The 18,818-nt window shown below is 45.9% G+C and carries 20 protein-coding genes, 3 tRNA genes and 2 pseudogenes; 16 read left to right on the top strand and 9 right to left on the bottom strand.

Features of this window, described 5'->3' with window-relative positions; all coding sequences use genetic code 11:
- Positions 1-5 precede the first annotated feature (5 nt).
- Positions 6-572: an NADPH-dependent FMN reductase gene (locus HUG20_RS18825; protein WP_200086516.1), complete on the top strand. Its 567-nt coding sequence runs from the start codon at positions 6-8 to the stop codon at positions 570-572.
- Positions 573-829: 257 nt separating this feature from the next.
- Here HUG20_RS18825 and HUG20_RS18820 read toward each other — a convergent pair.
- A pseudogene (locus HUG20_RS18820) lies at positions 830-2,268 on the bottom strand (SLC13 family permease).
- Positions 2,269-2,656: 388 nt separating this feature from the next.
- On the opposite strand from HUG20_RS18820, the gene HUG20_RS18815 reads away from it, so the two are divergent.
- A complete protein-coding gene (locus tag HUG20_RS18815; RefSeq protein WP_281392565.1) occupies positions 2,657-4,060 on the top strand; it encodes an NAD-dependent succinate-semialdehyde dehydrogenase in 1,404 nt (467 codons plus the stop codon).
- Positions 4,061-4,516: 456 nt separating this feature from the next.
- Here HUG20_RS18815 and HUG20_RS18810 read toward each other — a convergent pair whose 3' ends face one another.
- The 4 genes and pseudogenes from HUG20_RS18810 to HUG20_RS18795 all read right to left on the bottom strand — a co-directional run bounded on the left by HUG20_RS18810 (position 4,517) and on the right by HUG20_RS18795 (position 7,022).
- Positions 4,517-4,744 (bottom strand): hypothetical protein, encoded by a 228-nt coding sequence (locus HUG20_RS18810; protein WP_200086512.1) that lies wholly within the window; start codon positions 4,742-4,744, stop codon positions 4,517-4,519.
- 126 nt (positions 4,745-4,870) lie between these two features.
- Positions 4,871-5,757: pseudogene (locus HUG20_RS18805) on the bottom strand (aldo/keto reductase).
- 12 nt (positions 5,758-5,769) lie between these two features.
- Positions 5,770-6,276 carry a GNAT family N-acetyltransferase gene (locus HUG20_RS18800; protein ID WP_200086511.1) on the bottom strand — a complete coding sequence of 169 codons (507 nt, stop codon included), beginning with the start codon at positions 6,274-6,276 and terminating at the stop codon, positions 5,770-5,772.
- Positions 6,277-6,314: 38 nt separating this feature from the next.
- Positions 6,315-7,022, bottom strand: coding sequence for a YqjF family protein (locus HUG20_RS18795; RefSeq protein ID WP_200086509.1), 708 nt, complete (start codon positions 7,020-7,022; stop codon positions 6,315-6,317).
- Between the two features lie 112 nt (positions 7,023-7,134).
- On the opposite strand from HUG20_RS18795, the gene HUG20_RS18790 reads away from it, so the two are divergent.
- From HUG20_RS18790 to HUG20_RS18755, 8 genes are all read left to right on the top strand, one after another.
- A tRNA-Lys gene (locus tag HUG20_RS18790) sits at positions 7,135-7,210 on the top strand.
- Between the two features lie 92 nt (positions 7,211-7,302).
- Positions 7,303-7,378 (top strand) — tRNA-Asp (locus HUG20_RS18785).
- Positions 7,379-7,390: 12 nt separating this feature from the next.
- A tRNA-Phe gene (locus HUG20_RS18780) sits at positions 7,391-7,466 on the top strand.
- 132 nt (positions 7,467-7,598) lie between these two features.
- Positions 7,599-8,303 (top strand): response regulator YycF, encoded by a 705-nt coding sequence (gene yycF / locus HUG20_RS18775; protein WP_200086507.1) that lies wholly within the window; start codon positions 7,599-7,601, stop codon positions 8,301-8,303.
- Positions 8,304-8,309: 6 nt separating this feature from the next.
- A complete protein-coding gene (gene walK / locus HUG20_RS18770; RefSeq protein WP_200086505.1) occupies positions 8,310-10,157 on the top strand; it encodes a cell wall metabolism sensor histidine kinase WalK in 1,848 nt (615 codons plus the stop codon).
- Entirely contained in the window at positions 10,150-11,517 is a 1,368-nt protein-coding gene (locus tag HUG20_RS18765) for a YycH family regulatory protein (protein ID WP_200086503.1), read from the top strand. Before walK ends, HUG20_RS18765 begins: the two co-directional genes overlap by 8 nt.
- Positions 11,504-12,319 (top strand): two-component system regulatory protein YycI, encoded by an 816-nt coding sequence (gene yycI, locus HUG20_RS18760; RefSeq protein ID WP_200086501.1) that lies wholly within the window; start codon positions 11,504-11,506, stop codon positions 12,317-12,319. Before HUG20_RS18765 ends, yycI begins: the two co-directional genes overlap by 14 nt.
- Before the next feature lie 13 nt (positions 12,320-12,332).
- The gene (locus HUG20_RS18755; protein WP_200086500.1) at positions 12,333-13,133 is read left to right on the top strand and encodes an MBL fold metallo-hydrolase; all 801 of its coding nucleotides are present in this window, start codon (positions 12,333-12,335) and stop codon (positions 13,131-13,133) included.
- 45 nt (positions 13,134-13,178) lie between these two features.
- Here HUG20_RS18755 and HUG20_RS19745 read toward each other — a convergent pair whose 3' ends face one another.
- Positions 13,179-13,310, bottom strand: a complete 132-nt coding sequence (locus tag HUG20_RS19745; protein ID WP_281392471.1) for a hypothetical protein — start codon at positions 13,308-13,310, stop codon at positions 13,179-13,181.
- Positions 13,311-13,589: 279 nt separating this feature from the next.
- Between HUG20_RS19745 and HUG20_RS18750 the strand changes: the two genes are divergently transcribed.
- A complete protein-coding gene (locus tag HUG20_RS18750) occupies positions 13,590-14,840 on the top strand; it encodes a S1C family serine protease (RefSeq protein ID WP_200086498.1) in 1,251 nt (416 codons plus the stop codon).
- Between the two features lie 161 nt (positions 14,841-15,001).
- Here HUG20_RS18750 and HUG20_RS19740 read toward each other — a convergent pair whose 3' ends face one another.
- Positions 15,002-15,133, bottom strand: a complete 132-nt coding sequence (locus tag HUG20_RS19740; protein WP_281392436.1) for a hypothetical protein — start codon at positions 15,131-15,133, stop codon at positions 15,002-15,004.
- 378 nt (positions 15,134-15,511) lie between these two features.
- Here HUG20_RS19740 and rlmH point away from each other — a divergent pair, with 378 nt between their 5' ends.
- The 3 genes from rlmH (at position 15,512) to HUG20_RS18735 (ending at position 16,991) form a co-directional block, all read left to right on the top strand.
- A complete protein-coding gene (rlmH, locus tag HUG20_RS18745) occupies positions 15,512-15,991 on the top strand; it encodes a 23S rRNA (pseudouridine(1915)-N(3))-methyltransferase RlmH (RefSeq protein ID WP_200086496.1) in 480 nt (159 codons plus the stop codon).
- Between the two features lie 39 nt (positions 15,992-16,030).
- Positions 16,031-16,726, top strand: a complete 696-nt coding sequence (locus tag HUG20_RS18740) for a uracil-DNA glycosylase (protein WP_200086494.1) — start codon at positions 16,031-16,033, stop codon at positions 16,724-16,726.
- Between the two features lie 64 nt (positions 16,727-16,790).
- The gene (locus tag HUG20_RS18735) at positions 16,791-16,991 is read left to right on the top strand and encodes a hypothetical protein (RefSeq protein ID WP_200086492.1); all 201 of its coding nucleotides are present in this window, start codon (positions 16,791-16,793) and stop codon (positions 16,989-16,991) included.
- Positions 16,992-17,061: 70 nt separating this feature from the next.
- On the opposite strand, the gene HUG20_RS19735 is transcribed toward HUG20_RS18735, so the two are convergent.
- Positions 17,062-17,187 (bottom strand): hypothetical protein, encoded by a 126-nt coding sequence (locus tag HUG20_RS19735; RefSeq protein WP_281392470.1) that lies wholly within the window; start codon positions 17,185-17,187, stop codon positions 17,062-17,064.
- Between the two features lie 345 nt (positions 17,188-17,532).
- On the opposite strand from HUG20_RS19735, the gene HUG20_RS18730 reads away from it, so the two are divergent.
- Both HUG20_RS18730 and HUG20_RS18725 read left to right on the top strand, forming a co-directional pair.
- On the top strand, positions 17,533-17,820 hold the full coding sequence (locus tag HUG20_RS18730; RefSeq protein ID WP_200086490.1) for a DUF5327 family protein: 288 nt from the start codon (positions 17,533-17,535) through the stop codon (positions 17,818-17,820).
- Positions 17,821-17,848: 28 nt separating this feature from the next.
- The gene (locus HUG20_RS18725) at positions 17,849-18,220 is read left to right on the top strand and encodes a DUF423 domain-containing protein (RefSeq protein WP_200086488.1); all 372 of its coding nucleotides are present in this window, start codon (positions 17,849-17,851) and stop codon (positions 18,218-18,220) included.
- A 44-nt stretch (positions 18,221-18,264) separates the two neighbouring features.
- On the opposite strand, the gene HUG20_RS18720 is transcribed toward HUG20_RS18725, so the two are convergent.
- A complete protein-coding gene (locus tag HUG20_RS18720; protein WP_246476475.1) occupies positions 18,265-18,810 on the bottom strand; it encodes a small multi-drug export protein in 546 nt (181 codons plus the stop codon).
- Between the last annotated feature and the right edge of the window lie 8 nt (positions 18,811-18,818).

Genomic DNA, 18,818 nt, shown 5'->3' with positions numbered 1-18,818 from the left:
ACAAAGTGCACATTGTAACATTATCCGGCTCTAATGTCGGCTCTAAAACGAGAACAGCAATGGATTACACGATGAACACCATTTCTGAAAAATATCCGAATGCGGACGTAACCTTGATTGATTTAGCAGATTATGAGGTGCAGTTTAGTGATGGGCGCAATTTTTTGGACTATGAAGGGGATACACAATATGTCGCTCAAACCGTCATGGATGCCGATGCCATCATCATCGGAACCCCGATTTTTCAGGCATCCATCCCCGCGACATTAAAAAATATATTCGATTTGCTCCCTCAAGACGGGTTGCGCGATAAAGTGGTAAGTATCCTGGTAACCGCAGGTTCGCTGACGCACTTTCTCATCGTGGAGCAACAGCTCAAACCGATTTTGTCGTATATGAAAGCACAAATCGTCCAAGATTATGTATTTATCGAGGAAAAGGATTTCCATCGAAAAGAGATCACCAATGACAATGTCTTGCTCCGCATCGATCAGTTGGTAGAAGACACCGTCGGATTAATGGAGACGTATAGAAGTATGCGCAAAACACAAGAAGAAGCGTATGGGTTTTAGGATTTAGGTTGAAGGTGAAAATGTAACGAAGTCATTCCCGTTTACTGATTTATCGAAACCAGTAAACGGGTTAAGACACTCTCTGCAGGAAAAGGTCTTTTTGACTCCATTTCTTTACTTGGCCAAGTTTTTCAAGGGTGACTGGAATCATCTAAAAAACCTTGTCATCCATGCTGTTCGTAAATTGTCCGTACACGGTATAGAGGCCATCGATCTTCTCGATTAAAAGAAAAATGCTTAGCCGGTTGAACCAGCAACTAAAAACTCATCACAATCGGTTGCCAGAAGTACACAAAAATGACAATAACGATGATGGCCATAACGTTCATCCAAAATCCGGCTTTGACCATATCGTCCATATTTAAATAATCTGAGCTGAATACCGCTGCGTTTGGTGGTGTCGCGATCGGGAGCATGAAAGCACAAGAGGCGGTAAGTGCAACGATCGCCATGATGCTAAACGGGTCAACACCAATTCCGAGCGCGAGTCCTACACTAATTGGCATTAGCATATTAGCAAGGGCAGTATTAGACAAAATCTCTGTCATAAATAAAATGGCTGCTGCAAGAACAATTAAAATCAGGATATAGGGGAGAACTTCTACATTTTCTAGCAAATCCCCGAACCATTCGGTTAAATTTGAGTCTTCAAAACCGGCGGCCAGAGAGAGTCCGCCTCCAAAAAGCACTAATAAGCCCCAGGGAAGTTCTTTCATATTCTGCCATCTCATTAAAGCGCCTTGTTCTTGACGGCTGCGCACTAAAAACATTGAGATGGCACCGAAAATAGAAATCGTAGTATCCGTAATATTCATAGCTTCCTGCCATTCTTCCGGAATAAACCCGGTCGATAACCAAAGGAAACCGGTAATACTGAATATCGTAAGTACAGCTTTTTCTTCATAAGACATAGGTCCGAGTTCTTTCAACTGGTTTCTGGCGAAATCCTCGGAGATATCTCCGCTTTGAGTGACTTTAAACTGAACGCGGGTAATATAGAAAAATAAAATGGCAAGCAAAATAACTGTGACCGGAAAACCGAATATAAACCAATCCGCGAATGTAACCGTTGTGTCCAACATGTTATCTGCAATAGCAGCAAAGGCTGCGTTGGGTACTGAGCCGATAAGTGTCGCCAGTCCCCCGATCGATGCGGAGTAGGCAACGGTCAGTAAAAGACCTTTGGCAAATTTATTCAACGATTGCTGATCAAAGAAGTTTTTCTCTTTCACTTCATTAATTAAGGCCAATGCAATCGGTAACATCATAAGGGCGGTAGCTGCATTGGAAATCCACATGGATAATAGCGCCGTTGAAATCGAGACGCCCAAGACAATCCTCTGACCGCTCGTCCCAATCATGGCAATAATAGTCATGGCAATCCGCTTATGAAGATTCCATTTTTCAATCGCGAGCGCAATGGTAAAGCCGCCCATGTACATGAATACAATAGGATCTCCATACGCCATTGTCGCTGTTTCTTCATCCGTTCCCCCTGTTAACGGAAGTAAGAGGATCGGTAAAAGAGAGGTCGCGGGGATGGGTAATGCTTCCGTCACCCACCAGCTGGCAACCCAAGCCGTCACGGCCAATACCGCTCGGGGGAATCCTCCAGCCCTGTTAAATCCGGTAAAAAGAAAAGGATAGAAAATAAAAAAGGACCAAGCACAAGGCCGATAAATTGCCGCCTTTGCATGATGATCAATCTCCTTACTATTGCTTGATTTTGCGCTTCTCTGACTTTCTCCCCCCATATCTGTGTTTATGATCATTGAATTTCTCGCGTTGTATTCAGCCTATGTACAAGGATGTTTCCTGTTGTTAGGAAAAGTGTATCATATTTTTACAGGCGGACAGAAATCATTTCACGTATATGTTCATAATAGGGGGCAAGGTAACACAATAACACAATAACATAATGACAAAGGAATATTTGCCTGATTTTTCATTAGCCAGTAATCTTAAACGCACGCTGAACAAATGTTTTAACGAGCATAAAATGGGGAAGTTATATAGCAAAGATGAGTCAATAATCAAGTTAGTTTCAACTTTTAAAAGGGAAGGAGTCGGCTACTACGATGAATATACTTATCAACGGCGAATGGACTGGCGATCAACTGGAACAAATCGATGTAGTCAACCCTGCAACGGGAGACGTGCTCGAAACGATCCCCAAAGGTGGCGAGAAAGAAGCAGAAGCAGCGGCGACGGCCGCGTATGAAGCATTTCCGGAGTGGTCCAAGCTTGCCGCCGCTGATCGGAGTGCGAAACTGGAGAAATGGTTTGAACTGATCGGTGAGAATCACGAAGAGCTCGCGCAAACGATGACGAAAGAGCAGGGGAAAGCGATTAAGGAAGCGCGCGGTGAAATTTCTTATGCAAATTCGTTTATCAAATGGTACGCGGAGGAAGGCAAGCGTAACTACGGAGAATCAATCCCTGCTTCTGCGCCGGACAAGCGATTGTTTGTCACTCATCAACCCGTGGGGGTCGTGGCATCGATTACACCGTGGAATTTTCCGGCGGCGATGATTACGCGCAAAATCGCGCCGGCACTCGCGGTCGGTTGCACAGCTGTCATTAAACCTGCAACGCAAACCCCGTTAACAGCTCTGAAACTGGCCGAATTGGCGGTGGAAGCAGGCATTCCCAAAGGGGTTGTCAACGTCGTCACCGGTTCGTCCAGAGAAATTTCCGAGGCATGGCAACAGGACAAGCGCGTGCGCAAGCTTACTTTCACCGGTTCAACGGAAGTTGGCAAAACGTTAATGAGCGGCGCATCGGAAACGATGAAGAAAATATCGCTGGAGCTTGGCGGTCACGCACCTTTAATCGTTCTTGAAGATGCGGATATTGACAACGCTGTTGAACAGGCAGTGACATCGAAATTCCGCAATGGAGGACAGACGTGCGTCTGTGCGAACCGCATATACGTAGCTGAATCGATTGAAGAGACGTTCACGAATAAATTTAAGCAAGCCGTTGAAGGCTTAAACGTCGGCGATGGTCTCGATGATAATACCGACATTGGTCCATTAATCGACGAAGATGCCGTTGACAAAGTCCTTTCCCATATCGAAGATGCCGAGAAACAAGGGGCAAAAGTTGTTACCGGCGGCAAAAAGAAAGATGGGCTCTTTTTAACGCCAACAGTAATTAGCGGGGTAAAAGAAGACATGGCTTGCATGAATGAAGAGACGTTTGGCCCGCTCGCGCCTATCGCTACCTTTAAAACCGAGGAAGAAGCGATTGAGCGTGCAAATAACACTATATACGGATTGGCTGCTTATTTATTTACAAGCGATGTATCAAAAGCGATCCGCTTGAGTGAACAGCTGGAGTATGGCATTGTCGGCTTAAATGACGGCGGTCCGTCCACTGCACAGGCACCATTCGGAGGCTGGAAGCAAAGCGGCATCGGTCGGGAAGGCGGCCATCAAGGCATGGACGAGTTTCTGGAAACGAAATTTATCTCGCTTAAGCTATAATGAAATGACCCTGGCTAAATACCGGGGTCATTTTTATGAAAGGATCAGCAGAATACTCGGGACTTACGTTTATGGCCGCGATGTTCTTCGCGGTTTCTTGTCTCGGCGGTTGTATTCGGATTGCTGAGGGGTGATCCCGAGAGCCGTTGTTAGCATCGTTACCCCTGTTTCATGAAGGGGGAGAAGGTGAATGTCATCGGCAGGTATCGGAATAGACCAAGCAGAGTTGATAAACTGCATGAAAACAAAGGCGAAAAGAGCCAAGCGGTGGAAGATCACCGATTTAGCCTTTCGCCAGATTCACTTCCTGTTGCTCATCAAGAGTGGATTAAGTGAACACCGTGATCATCATTCCCGTTTCTTACGATTATCAGTTTATAGGGGGAACTAATGTAAGAAGGCGATGGCTCAACTTTAGGGGATGATGTGGTTATTATATTGTTACGTATCAAGAAGTTAAATATACATAGGGATTGCTGAACAACTTGCAGTTATCAGCTGAAGCCGGGATGCCGCTTCCATGGCTTCGCTTTCCGCGGACGAACGGTCAAGCCTCCTCGCGCAAAACCGGCGCTGCGGGGGCTTGACGCGTCCGTTTTGATGTCTACGCCATTGCAGCGTCATCTCTCCATACGTTGCCAGAAGTGCAAGGGTTTTTTGCTTATAGGATGGATTTCCTTGCATCCAGTTTTGACAACACCAACGGAAAATACTTATGTGCCAGTCTTTTCCGTTATTCAGCAGTCCCTAAATAAGTGAAATTGTTTGGACGCTGGAATCAAGAATCTCGTCCCGTTAGTGACGGGGGATTCAAATAATATCCAAAGGCATCTTTCGCTCCGGTTTTGGGAATACCTTATCAATCTTTCGTAGATCATCTTCTGACAACGCGATCGTGGCAGCTTCCGCATTTTCGATGACATGATTTTCACTCGTGCCCTTCGGTATGGCGAGAATGCCTTTTGTTCGTATCGTCCAGGCTAGCGCGATTTGCAGAGGTCTCGCTTTATGTTTTTCGGCAATTTCTTTAATGGTCAGGTTGTTCATCAATTGGCTGATGAGTGAACCGCCTTGGCCAAGGGGCTGTATGCCATAATCGGCATTTGATGTTGGCGTTGCCACGGGAGTAGATCATAATCAATCCCCCGTGAACCCAAATGATACAGCACTTGATTTGTGGAACAATAACCTCCATTTCTGATATCCAAGAGCTCTTTCATATCCGAGGTATCAAAGTTGGATACCCCCCACCGTAATATTTTCCCTTCCTTACGAAGTGCTTCCAAGCCTTCAACTGTTTCCTGAAGCCCTGCAGAAGACCCTCGCCAGTGCAAAAGGTACATATCCAAGTAATCGGTCTTCAATCGCCGCAAACTGTTTTCGCAAGCGGTCTGGATTTTTGACAGACTAGCATTGTGGGGATAGACCTTTGACACGAGGAAAGCATCGTCCCTGCGATTTTTAATGGCTTCTCCGGCGATTTGTTCCGCTCGCCCATCCCCATACATTTCCGCGGTGTCTATGACATTCATTCCCAGATCAAGGCCGAGTTGCAAGGCTTGTATTTCATCATCTTTGCTATCGGGATGTTCTCCCATTTTCCATGTGCCTTGTCCGATGCTCGGAAGAGCGGTACCATCGGGCAATGTAACCGTGCGGTTTTGCAAGGACTCTTTGATGCGGTCTAAACGTTCCATTTCTTCTCCTCCTTAAACGCTTAAGATTTTTTCATAATAATAAAACGGATAAGGCTTTCCGGTTCCTTCCCTTGAAAAGCCGACGAGTTTATAGCCGAGACGTTCAAACAAAGCGCGGGCGCTCTGATTAAGTGCGTACGTATCAATTTTCATCGTTTTCAATTCCTCTGCTGCACATTTGGCTTCGGCAAAGTGGATAAGCTGACTCGCCACTCCATGATTACGCCCGTCAGGATCCACTGCCAGCCGATGAAAGGTCCCGGCGTCCTGATCGGGATACGTCCACGTCATTTGTTGAAATCGTGAATCAATATTTTGGTCAACCGTTATAAAACCGCTAATTTTCCCGCCGGCTACTAGCACGAAAAGAGATTGCTTGTTGATGTCTGTTAAAAAATGCCGGGATGTTGGATAGCTTCCGTTCCATTGGTCACTGCCGTCTGCATTCATCACCCGGACCGTTTTCTTCACGATGTTCATAATTTCCGCCATGTCTGTCTTTTGCGCGTATCGTATCATGTAATGCTCCTATTTGATTGTTGCTTACCATTAGTATATCAGGTGCAACGATGAAGCGGCCAAAAGAAAACCTTTTGTCTTTTCGCATAATGAAGCAAAGGTTTCGTATTTGATAATTCGAGAAACATCGTGTTTTTGTGAAAATCTGCCTCGGCATGCTGTAACGGCCATGGGTTATGGTGGATATCAAGGGCATATAAATTTCGCCGATGCGTCGTATATAACCGGTACCGTTCGGTGAGCCAGTCATCCAAGGTGCCTTTTTCTGCTGTGAAAACGTGCGACGTCGGTTGATAAGCGGCTTCAAACATCGCATTTGGCCGATAACTGTGATAGCGAATGAAGCCGTTTTCCCTTTTAACCTCCATATCGGCATAAAAATAAGGAAGGTGAAACAGTGAGCGCGCCATGCGCACGGCCAGCCGGTGATCGGCATCCAGGCTAAAAAAATAAACACCGGGTTGACCGTTAAATGTGACATACGTTCGCACATTTACTTCGGGGAAGGCATGCGCAAATGGCACAGGCGGAAGGAAACGGGCGCGTAATCGCACGATATCAAAAGGAATGATCCCGATCCACGCTTGGCCATCATAGGTATCAATCTCCAGAGGAGCCGGAATTTTCGTTTGCAATGTTGTCGGCGAAAGTGGCCAATGGGCGAATAATACATTTTTCCATGTCTGGGTCATTAGCCAAGGTCCTTTAGGAAGCGAATGAGGCCGATGTGTGGTCCGTTTGAGCATAGGATCCTCCTTTTGTAAATATGCGCTTAGGGTTTTCCAACGAGCAATTTGCCATTCCCCATTGCATTTAAACGCCGAACGTGCTAAGATAAATTCTGTCTTTGGGCTTAATGAGCCATTAGCTCAGCTGGCAGAGCATCTGACTTTTAATCAGAGGGTCGGAGGTTCGAATCCTCCATGGCTCACCAATAAAGTATAAATCAACTTTATTACCTACATAAGATGGGCGAAGGCTTTCGCCATAAATGTTTGGTGAAAAGCCAAGTTTTCTAAAAAATAAGGGCCTGTGGTGTAGCGGTTAACATGCCTGCCTGTCACGCAGGAGATCGCGGGTTCGAATCCCGTCAGGCCCGCCATTTACATATGTTGGCTCGATAGCTCAGTCGGTAGAGCAGTAGACTGAAAATCTACGTGTCGGCGGTTCGATTCCGTCTCGAGCCACCATGCTTATAATTGATATCCCCCGGAATGCCCCGGGGTTTTTTTGTATGCATCGATAAGCGTCATTAAACGCGTAGCTATGTTACAATACTTGTATAATATGGCTACAGAAATACGAAATGAGGCGAAAAAATCATGAATGAAAAAATTCTGGTTGTCGATGATGAGCAACCGATTGCCGATATTCTCGAATTTTCACTGCAAAAAGAAGGCTTTGAAATCGAGGTTGCCTATGATGGCACAGAAGCGCTTGAAAAAGTAGACGCTTTTAAGCCTGATCTCATTTTACTCGATATTATGCTTCCAAATAAAGATGGGATGGAAGTGTGCCGTGAAGTTCGCAAAAATTATGATATGCCGATTATTATGCTTACGGCAAAAGACTCGGAGATCGATAAAGTGCTCGGCCTTGAATTGGGTGCCGATGATTATGTAACCAAGCCCTTTAGTACCCGTGAATTGCTTGCGCGTGTGAAAGCGAATATTCGCAGGCTTCAAGTTGTCCCCGAAGCAGAACGAAAAAATACCGGGACTAAGCAAATCGGGGATTTGACAATTGACCCGGAAGCTTACCTCGTTCGTAAGCGGGGGACTCCAATTGAGCTTACTCATCGGGAGTTTGAATTAATCCATTATTTAGGGAGTCATATTGGACAAGTGATGTCACGGGAAGACCTTTTGCAGTCCGTTTGGGGCTATGACTATTTTGGAGATGTACGTACCGTTGATGTCACGGTGCGCCGACTGCGGGAGAAAGTAGAAGATAACCCCAGTTATCCAAATTGGATTATTACAAGAAGAGGGGTAGGTTATTATCTTCGGCATCCCGAACAGGAGTAGAGTTGGATGAAGCGAATTGCGGGTTTCTTTAAATCTTTTCAATTTAAATTAATATTTATTTACGTCATGCTTTTGCTGATTGCGTTTCAGGTTATTGGAATCTTTTTCATGGATCGTCTTGAAGAACGATTTGTCGAAAATCATCGGGGTGCATTGGAAGACCAAATGAGTTTGCTCTCTTACAATATTGAACAAACGCTTATACAAGAAACGGATGATACGGATCAAAATGAAATGAACGAAGAAATTAATGATTTAATTTCTCGTTATGAAGTGAATGAGCTAAGCAGTACCGGGTCCACCATTCAAGTGGTGGACAGCCAGCAGAATGTACTGGCTCACAATCAACACGGAACGCAAAGCGGCGGATTGCTGAATACGGAAATACGTGTCTCCCAGGCATTGCTTGATCAAGAGTCGAATGATATGTTGTTGGACCCGGATACCGGCTTTCGTATGCGGGTGATCACGCAACCCTTGCATGGAGACGATGATGAAGTCATTGGAGCCATTCATTTGGAATCATCAATGGAAGATATGTACGATGAAGTGACGCAAATTAATAACATTTTTATGACGAGTGGGGGCATTGCACTGGTGATTACGGCAATGATCGGCGTTCTTTTATCGAGAACCGTTACTCGTCCGATTAGAGATATGCAGAAACAGTCCGCGGTGATGAGTGAAGGAGACTTCAGTCGTCGTGTTCGTGTTTACGGGAATGATGAAATCGGGGAGCTCGCCTCTTCCTTTAATACGCTGGCAATGAATTTAAAAGAAGCGAATGCCACAACAGAAGGGGAAAGGCGGAAGCTTAGCTCTGTCCTTTCCCATATGACAGATGGCGTGATCGCCACGGATGAACTTGGCCGTATTATTTTGCTCAATAAACAAGCGGAAATATTGTTATCTTTAGACAGTGAAGAGGCAAAAGGCCGGCCTCTCCCCGACATATTGGATCTTTCGGGACAGGTCGCCCCCAGTGATCTCTATGATTATACGGAACCGTTGATTTTGGATTTCAGTGATGAACGAGGGGATTCTCTGTTAGAAGCGAGCTTTTCCGTTCTCCGAAGCGAAAGCGGCTATGTGACCGGTTTGATTACAGTGCTTCATGATGTCACGGAAAAGGAAAAATTGGAGAGAGAGCGTCGTGAATTCGTAGCAAATGTTTCTCATGAATTACGCACGCCGTTAACGACATTAAAGAGTTACATGGAGGCATTGGAAGATGGTGCCATGGCTGATGAAGATCTTGCCCCGCGGTTTTTGAATGTCATTCAAGTGGAAACGGACCGTATGATTCGTCTCGTGAATGACCTATTGCAATTGTCGAAAATGGATGTGCAAGAACATGGAATTTATACAGAACGCCACGATTTAATTTATTGGTTACAACACTTGGTGGATCGGTTTGAGATGCTTGTTAAAGATCGGGACGTTTCGTTTGTCCGGCATTTTTCCCACTGGCCGATTCAAGTATATATGGACAGTGATAAAATGACCCAAGTGTTCAATAACATCATTTCCAACGCGCTCAAATTTTCCCCTGAGGGCGGTACGATTACGGTCGGGGCGAAGCTAAGAGAAAACGAGGTATTGATTGATATCCTGGATGAAGGACAGGGAATTCCGATAAAAGATCAACATAAAATATTTGATCGTTTCTACCGCGTGGATAAGGCCCGGGCCAGAAACTTGGGCGGCACGGGATTGGGACTTGCCATCGTGAAAGAAATGATTGATGCCCACCAAGGCTCGGTGTGGGTATCCAGTGAACCGGGCCAAGGGACGAGAATAACGATATCCTTGCCTTTGGCGTCTTCCGGTGCGGGAGGTGAAAGCAATGGTTGAGCGTGTGAAAACGGTGTTTCTAAGCCTTCTGGTGATCACTAGCCTTATTTTTACTTGGCAATTATGGACGTATCAACCTGAGCTGGGGCTTTTGGATGAAGAAAGCGTGGAGGAAAGTGAACAACTCTCTGACCAAGTGGAAATGGCTGATGTAGTCGGTCCGGCAAATGTCACCTTTCATCGTGATGATGAACAGTGGACCACTACCCACGGTTCTTTGGATTTCGTTGATGATATGGCTACAGACCTGTTCTCTTCTGAATGGAGTAATTTCGAAATGCTGGAGGGTGTCGGACAAGAACGTGTCTATGAAAGTGAAGAAGATAAAATTGAGTTGATTTTCCCGACATCTCTTCCGTTAACACTCGTTGAAAGTTGGTTTGAAGATGACCAATCCATTGTTGAACAAGAGGAAAACACGTTTAATTTTGAACGATTGCTTATAATCGATGAAGGTGGCGCCTTGCGTGTCCAACTTGTTTCTTTTGACGACGAGCAGGTCCTGGAAGGGTATATTGATATGGATGTTGAAACGTTTCATACGTATATGGAACAGATGGACGGGAGCAGTGTTTCCTACGCAACCGAAGCACATGTAGGCGAGGACGATGGTTCTTTGCAAAAACCTGTTTATTTGCCGTCGGAACCTGTTTCTTACCCTCAACTGCAATTTAATTCCACAAGCATTGATGAAGAAGCGCTTCTTCCTTATTTGTTTCCGGACCGGGAATCCGTAGTTACCCCGGATTCGGGGAGTGATGCGCAAGGGGATCAGCTTTATCATTCCAGTGATCGGCAAATGCGGCTAAGCCGATTCGGCAATTACATTGAGTATGATTATCCTCAAAATGAAATATCCGATGGCCAGAATGAGCAAATCATTTCCGATGCCTATACGTTCATTAACGCGCATGGCGGTTTTACGAATAGTTATCAGCTCTATGATTGGAGTGTGTCCGGTGGAGGCGATTCTGTTCAATTCCGAATGCATGTGGATGGCATGCCTGTGCTGGACACAAATACTTCATGGTTTGATTATGCCTCCATTAATGTGACACAGCAAAATGATGTCATTTCCAGTTATGATCGTCCCGCTTTTATGTTTGATGAGCATGAGCCTTTGGATGAAAATCCGGAGGGTCAAATGCGGGAACTCCTTGGCGGTGAGGAAGTGTTGGCAGAAATTGAAGAAAGCGACTCTCTCGAACTCGACAACATCGAAGATATTCGCATCGGTTACGAAATGGAAAGAGTAGAGACGTACGTATATGTTGTTCCCCATTGGTATGCAAAAAGCGATGACAGCTGGATCCGGTTGGACAGCGAGGATCAGGAAGGTGACTTGAGTGGATTGGAATAAAACGAAAACGATTTTCATTTTCACATTTTTACTTTTAAATGGCTTTTTGATCGCTCAATTGTTCAATCACATGGAAAATCGCGAAGGGGACGTTGAAGTAGAGGACAACCTGGAAGCTCAGTTGGACTATCAAAACATTGATATCGAGACGGAGCTCCCGAATGAGGAGGTTGCCCTTTCCGTTGTCCGTAGCCGCACTATGGAGAGTCTCCCTGAGGAAGCGGAAAATAATTATGACGACGCCGATGTTTTCAGCGATATTGAATTTGATTCGGAGACCGGTGAGCTCTCCGTGTGGCTCGAAGAACCTTATGAGATTGATGAAGATGACGCTTGGCAAGAGCGGCGTGAATTTATAGACACGTATGTATACGATGGAGATTCGTATCGGTTTGCGAACAGGGATGAAACGGAAATTAATTATTACGCCAACCATGAAAACAGGACGCTGATTGCTCCGAGAAATACGCACCTCACCGTTAATGAAAATGAAGACGGGGCGATTGATTCGTTTACCCAACAGTTTGTTTATACGGATAACTTGGCGGAGCAGTCGATCAGTTCTGCCGTGGATGCCATTGATACACTCATTGAGGCGAATGCACTAACGACTAATTCCACCGTGACGAATGTTGAATATGTGTATTATAGTGCGCTCTCCGAGGAATATGTGAGCAATGAAGTGATGTACGCCCCTTATTATCGATTTGTGGTTCAGGAAGAATTTGAGAATGAAAACCAACGGCCGGATGTTTACCTGGTTTCTGCCGTAGAAGGAGAGGAGACAATCCGGGAGCCATAGGAGGATTTTGTTGATGGGGATTGCTTTTAGCGTTTTAGCGAGTGGGAGTACGGGAAATGCTCTATATGTGGAAACAAACCAAACGCGGCTATTAATTGATGCGGGGCTAAGCGGAAAAAAAATTGAGAAGATGTTCCAACAAATTGGTCGTTCCTTATCGGATATTGACGCATTGCTCGTCACACATGAACATAGCGATCACGTGAAAGGTGTCGGCGTGTTGGCCCGTAAGTATCAATTGCCTGTTTATGCCAATGAGCGTACGTGGAAACAGATGGTTGATGCGATTGGACCGATTGATAAAGCGCAATGCTTTCACTTGGAAACGGGGGATGTACGAACGTTTTCCGACATGGATGTGGAATCATTCGGTGTCTCCCATGACGCTGCCGACCCGATGTTTTTTGTTTTTCATCATGAAAAGAAAAAATTGGCATTGGCTACAGATATGGGCTACGTCAGTGATCATATTAAAGGAACACTCGCCGATGCCGATGCACTGATCTTTGAATCGAACCATGATATGAATATGCTCAGAATAGGGCGGTACCCGTGGAATGTTAAACGAAGAATACTTGGAGATACCGGTCATATTTCCAATGACGACGCGGCGAAGGCGCTAACGACAATCGTCGGCGAGAAAACGCGCTATGTATATTTGGCACATTTAAGCCAAGATAATAATATGAAAGAACTCGCCAGGATGACGACGGAGCAAACCATGGAGGAACAAGGGATAGAATGCACGCCAAATGGCATTCAAATCCTTGATACGGACCCATTTATGCCGACAGCAATCCAAAAATTGGTGTAATTTTTGCTCCTGCTAATGAAGGGATTGCTGAACAACGTGCAGCTATCAGCTGAAGCCGGGATGCCGCTTCCATGGCTTCGCTTTCCGCGGACGAACGGTCAAGCCTCCTCGCGCAAAACCGGCGCTGCGGCGCTGCGGGGTCTTGACGCGTCCGTTTTTCCGCTGGAGGCTCGCCATTGCAGCACCGTCCCTCCGTACGTTGCCAGAAGTGCAAGGGTTTTTTTGTTATAGGATGGATTTCCTTGCATCCAGCTTCGACAACACCAACGGAAAATGCTTATGTGCCAGTCTTTTTCCGCTATTCAGCAGTCCCTAATGAAAATTATCAATTTCGGGTAGATTAAAATTGAGGCTTGTGGGTGATGGACCACAATCGCGACGTTTGATTCAATGGCAGTATACTTATCAAAACAATGTTCTCGCGACGATAACAGCACGGAAAGGTGGACGGAACAGATGGGCTATTATGATGAGCATTACAGGAATGAAAACAGAGACAAGAAACAACGGCGGCGCGGCATGGGATTGTCAGGTTTTGTAGGTGCAATTATTGGTGCGCTCGTAGTAGCTGCCGCCCTTCTTCTCTTTCAAACGAATGATCTGACAGCTCCGGAGGAGCAAGAATCAACGGGTGATAGTGATTTCTTTGCCGGTGATTCGGAACAAGTGAGTTTTGACATCCATACCGATGTGACCGAAGCGGTTGAGGGAGTTTCGGATGCTGTTGTCGGGGTCTTTAATATGCAAGAAGAAAGTTTTTGGGGTGATGGCGGTGGCCCGCAAGGAGAACAACCCGGAGGTGAAGGAGAAGGCATTGAAGCAGGCACCGGTTCAGGGGTCATTTATAAAGAGGAAGATAACCAAACCTTCATCGTAACGAATGAACACGTCATTCGGGGGTCTGATCAAGTAGAAATAAGCTTGAGCGAAGGACAACGAGTTGGAGCCGAAGTTGTCGGGGAAGACATTTGGACCGACCTAGCCGTATTAAGTGTATCTACCGAAGATATTGAGGACGAGATTGAAACGGTGGCTGATTTTGGCGATTCTGATAATCTAAGTCCCGGAGAACCGGCGATTGCGATCGGAAATCCTTTGGGACCAGCGTTTGCCCGCACTGTTACCCAAGGGATTATCAGTGCAACGGACCGTTCCATTCCGGTTGATTTAACCGGTGATGGCCAAATTGATTGGAATGCAGAAGTGATCCAGACAGATGCTGCGATTAATCAAGGCAATAGCGGCGGCCCGTTGTTGAACGCCCAAGGCCAAGTGGTCGGCATTAATTCCATGGAAATTGCACAAAGTGAAGGCATGGGCTTTGCGATCCCAACGTCTATTGTTTTGCCTGTCATTGAAGACATCGAGAATTCTGGTGAAGTCGAACGGCCTGAACTGGGAGTTGAAATGGGCTCCGTTAGTGATATTCCAAGCTACCATTGGCAAGAAACGCTTAACTTGCCAGAAGATGTAACTTCGGGTGTCTTTGTCACGAACGTATTACCTGGTTCATCAGCGGAAGATGGTTTGCAAGAATATGATGTGATCGTTGCTATGGATGACCAAGAGATTGATTTTGCCCATGATCTCCGCATGTATCTCTATACGGAGCTCGATGTCGGCGATGAAGTAACCGTATCTTTTTATCGTGACGGTGAATTGCAAGAAACGACGATTGAACTGCAAGAACAACAAGATAGCTTGTAAGGAAAGGCAAGCATGGGAATCCTCGGATAGGGCTGAGGATTCCTTCAACTTTATGCCGGTGGTAAGCGCCTGCTATTCCGGAAGTCAGACATCGGAAACCGGAAATCGCAAGACCCTGAAAAAGACCTCTAAAATAGGGATTGCTGAACAACTTGCAGCTATCAGCTGAAGCCGGGATGTCGCTTCCATGGCTTCGCTTTCCGCGGACGAACGGTCAAGCCTCCTCGCGCAAAACCGGCGCTGCGGGGGCTTGACGCGTCCGTTTTTCCGCTGGAGTCTCGCCATTGCAGCACCGTCCCTCCGTACGTTGCCAGACGTGCAAGGGTTTTCTGCTTTTAGGATAGATTTCCTTGCATCCAGCTTTGACAACAGCAACGGAAAATGCTTATGTGCCAATCTTTTTCCGTTATTCAGCAGTCCCTAAAATAGCTGGCGCCTAACACCACGATTCGTTCCGACGCCCAGAACGGGCTAGTGCCGGTATTACCATAGGAAATGATGGTTTTAGCCGATTTCCTTATTCAGAAGGGGATGAAGATCCTCTTCAGCTGGAAGTATCACTTTATTCACAACGGGAAGTGAAATGCTCCCCAGTCGTGGATAGGTTTTTGCAAGAAACCAACAAGTTATTGTGAACATGTGGATAACTTTTGTGGATAATGGGGGTTTCTATGAACATTCAGTTGCTTGCGGTTGGAAAAATGAAGGAAAAATACTTGTTGGCAGGCATGGATGAATACGAAAAACGGTTAAAAAAGGACATAAAATTTTCAGTGAAAGAAGTGGCGGATGAGCGTGCACCTGAACATCTCAGTGAAAAACAAGCTATGCAAGTGATGAATAAAGAAGGGGATCGCTTGTTGCAGCATGTGAAGCCACAAACATATATCATCGCATTGGATCGGAAAGGCAAAATGTTTAGTTCTGCAGAAATGGCTGCGAAGATTGATCAGCTTGCTGTACACGGACAGAGTAGCTTCACGTTCATGATCGGAGGCTCTCTCGGCCTAGGCGATAATGTCTTACAGAGAGCCGACTTGCGCTGGTCATTTTCGTCACTGACGTTTCCTCATCAATTGATACGCTTAATGCTGATGGAACAAGTGTATCGTTTTACACAAATTCAAAAAGGGACCCCTTATCATAAGTGAGGGAAAATGTTTCACGTGAAACAATGGGAGGGACCGGAGATGAATATCCCTTTGCACAATGATTGGACACACCATCTTAAAGAGGAGTTTCAAAAGGATTATTATCAACAACTTCGATCGTTTTTGAAGCAAGAATATAGCCATCGCGCCATTTATCCGGATATGCATGACATTTTTAATGCGCTTCATTATACGTCCTATGAAAATACGAAAGTGGTGATCCTAGGACAAGATCCTTACCATGGTCCGATGCAAGCACATGGATTAAGTTTTTCCGTTCAACCGGGAGTTAAACGGCCTCCTTCGCTTCAAAATATTTTTCGGGAACTTGTGAACGATGTCGGTTGTGAAATGCCGGAAAACGGGGATTTGCGCGGATGGGCCAAACAAGGAGTGTTGCTTCTTAACACAGTGTTGACCGTTCGCGCCCGGGAAGCGGCTTCCCATCAAGGCATGGGATGGGAAGTATTTACGGATGAAGTGATCAGAAGTGTGAGCGCAAAACAAGATCCGGTTGTTTTTATTTTATGGGGTCGTCACGCTCAAGCGAAAGTCTCTTTTATCGAAAGCCAACATGCTATTATCCGATCGCCCCATCCCAGTCCTTTTTCTGCACATAAAGGCTTTTTTGGCAGCCGCCCGTTTTCAAAAACGAATGCGTTTTTGAAACATATGGGCAGGGAGACGATCCAATGGTGTGAAACCGGGATCGATAACGAGGAGCGTGCAAATTAAATCGCTTGTTTACGGTGGCCGTTTTCCGGGAAAAGCTATATACATCATTTCCGGAGGTGAGACGATGATCAAAATCGATGATATGCAAATACCGGCTGAACGTTATAACGATGTTGAAGAAGCCCGCGATGCTTTAAAAAGAGATGAGATCATCGTGAAAGACAATGAAGGAATCGTATGGATTGTGGATAATGAAAATTATCCTAAAATAGAGGGCTTTGGATATGACCGCGTCGATCCAAACCCATCAACCGATGAATCATAGATTAGCGACACAGGGCCTTTATAAGGCCTTTTTATTATTTAGGGATTGCTGAACAACGTGCAGCTATCAGCTAAAGCCGGGATGCCGCTTCCATGGCTTCGCTTTCCGCGGACGAACGGTCAAGCCTCCTCGCGCAAAACGGACGCTGCGGGGGCTTGACGCGTCCGTTTTGATGTCTACGCCACTGCAGCGTCATCCCTCCGTACGTTGCCAGAAGGGCAAGGGTTTTTTTGCTTATAGGATAGATTTCCTTGCATCCAGCTTTGACAACAGCAACGGAAAATGCTTATGTACCAGTAATTTTCCGTTATTCAGCAGTCCCTATTTAAACACTGATTTTGATGGCGGAGATGAAGCAACGCCGGGGCAGGTGAATGATATAAGAGAAAATGATGACAGCTTCGTCGATCTGTTTCCCGCGTGGGAAGCCTTGGTGTTTATATGATCGTGGCACATTCATGAAATGGACAGAATAATGCACGAAAGCGTGATTTGGATAAGTCCTGCCTTATGTTATGGTAAAGCAGATAGGAGGAATTCGATGCATGTATCTGCAGAGACGATTGTAGCGAAAATAAAGCAGGAAACGGCAAGTCTTGAACGTGCACTGGGAAAAGGGAAGTCGGAAGGGGAAATCCGTGAACATGCTCGTCTGATTCGTGCATTTAGCGAACTGATTGAAGAAGGAAGCGGAGTTGCTTCCGGCAAAGTGGACCGCCCGGTTGCCGCCGCAAAAGGAGAAGAAACACAAGCGAAACCTTCGGCAGCCGTTCATCGGAATCGAGAGGAGCACGAGGTTTCCGGGCGAGGCAATTTATTGGAATTTTAAACGACATTTGAAAGTGTGGTGAATAGAAATGGTGAAAACATTATTGGTCATCGGCGCGATCATGGCAGCACTCGCAGTCGCTATCGGCGCCTTCGGCGCCCATGGTTTGGAAGGAAGCGTAAGTGAGCGCATGTTGGAAAATTATCAAACCGGTGTGCAATACCACATGTTTCACGCGCTGGGAATCATCGCTGTTGGCTTGACAGCGGCGGTCATCGGGGGCAGTGCGCTTCTCGGTTGGGCAGGAAGCTTAATGCTCTTGGGAATTATCGTTTTTTCCGGAAGCCTATACACGATGGCGCTGACCGGAATGACCTGGCTTGGTGCAATCACGCCGATCGGAGGGGTCGCGTTTATCGCGGGCTGGATATTATTGATGATCGCTGCATTTAAGCTGTAATTTCGAATCGAGACGAAGACCTGTGGACTTATCCACGGGTTTTTTTATCTAAAAATCGTGTCCATTCCCAATTGAACAGCGACACCGAGAATGATCGACCATAGTGCGAGACTGATCGTCATCCAAAGAAAGACGTACGTGCGGTTTCCCCCAAATGTGCAAGCCATTAATGCTGTTAAGTGGCTGCTGAACAGACCGGTGCCGAGCACTGTGAGTCCGGGCAATCCGTATTTATCCCAAAGTTTTTGCGCCCGTTGACTGCGTTTGCTTGTAAAAGATTCCTCCCAATTCATTTCGGTTGTGTCTGCTTCCTCGATTTCACTGATCTCATTCTCGGGGTTGGGGACGCTTTCTTCATTTTTATCCGGGAGGCTTACATATTTCTTTTTCCTTCTCCTTAAAACTTCCCGTATTTTATCCACGAGAACGATGACGAGAAACACGGTAACAAGGTTGCCAATAAACCCAAAAATGATGGTAGGCACGAGGGGGAGCCCTATAATTATCCCTAATGGAATAACGGTCATATATTCAATGAAGGGAACAGCCGCCCCCAAAAATACGAGAATGAAATAAATCAAATAATCCATTATGGCCC

It is taken from the genome of Salicibibacter cibi (assembly GCF_016495865.1).
GTDB lineage: Bacteria > Bacillota > Bacilli > Bacillales > Marinococcaceae > Salicibibacter > Salicibibacter cibi.
The sequence above is the reverse complement of the archived record's forward strand: the minus strand, read 5'-3'. Positions and strand labels throughout refer to the sequence as shown.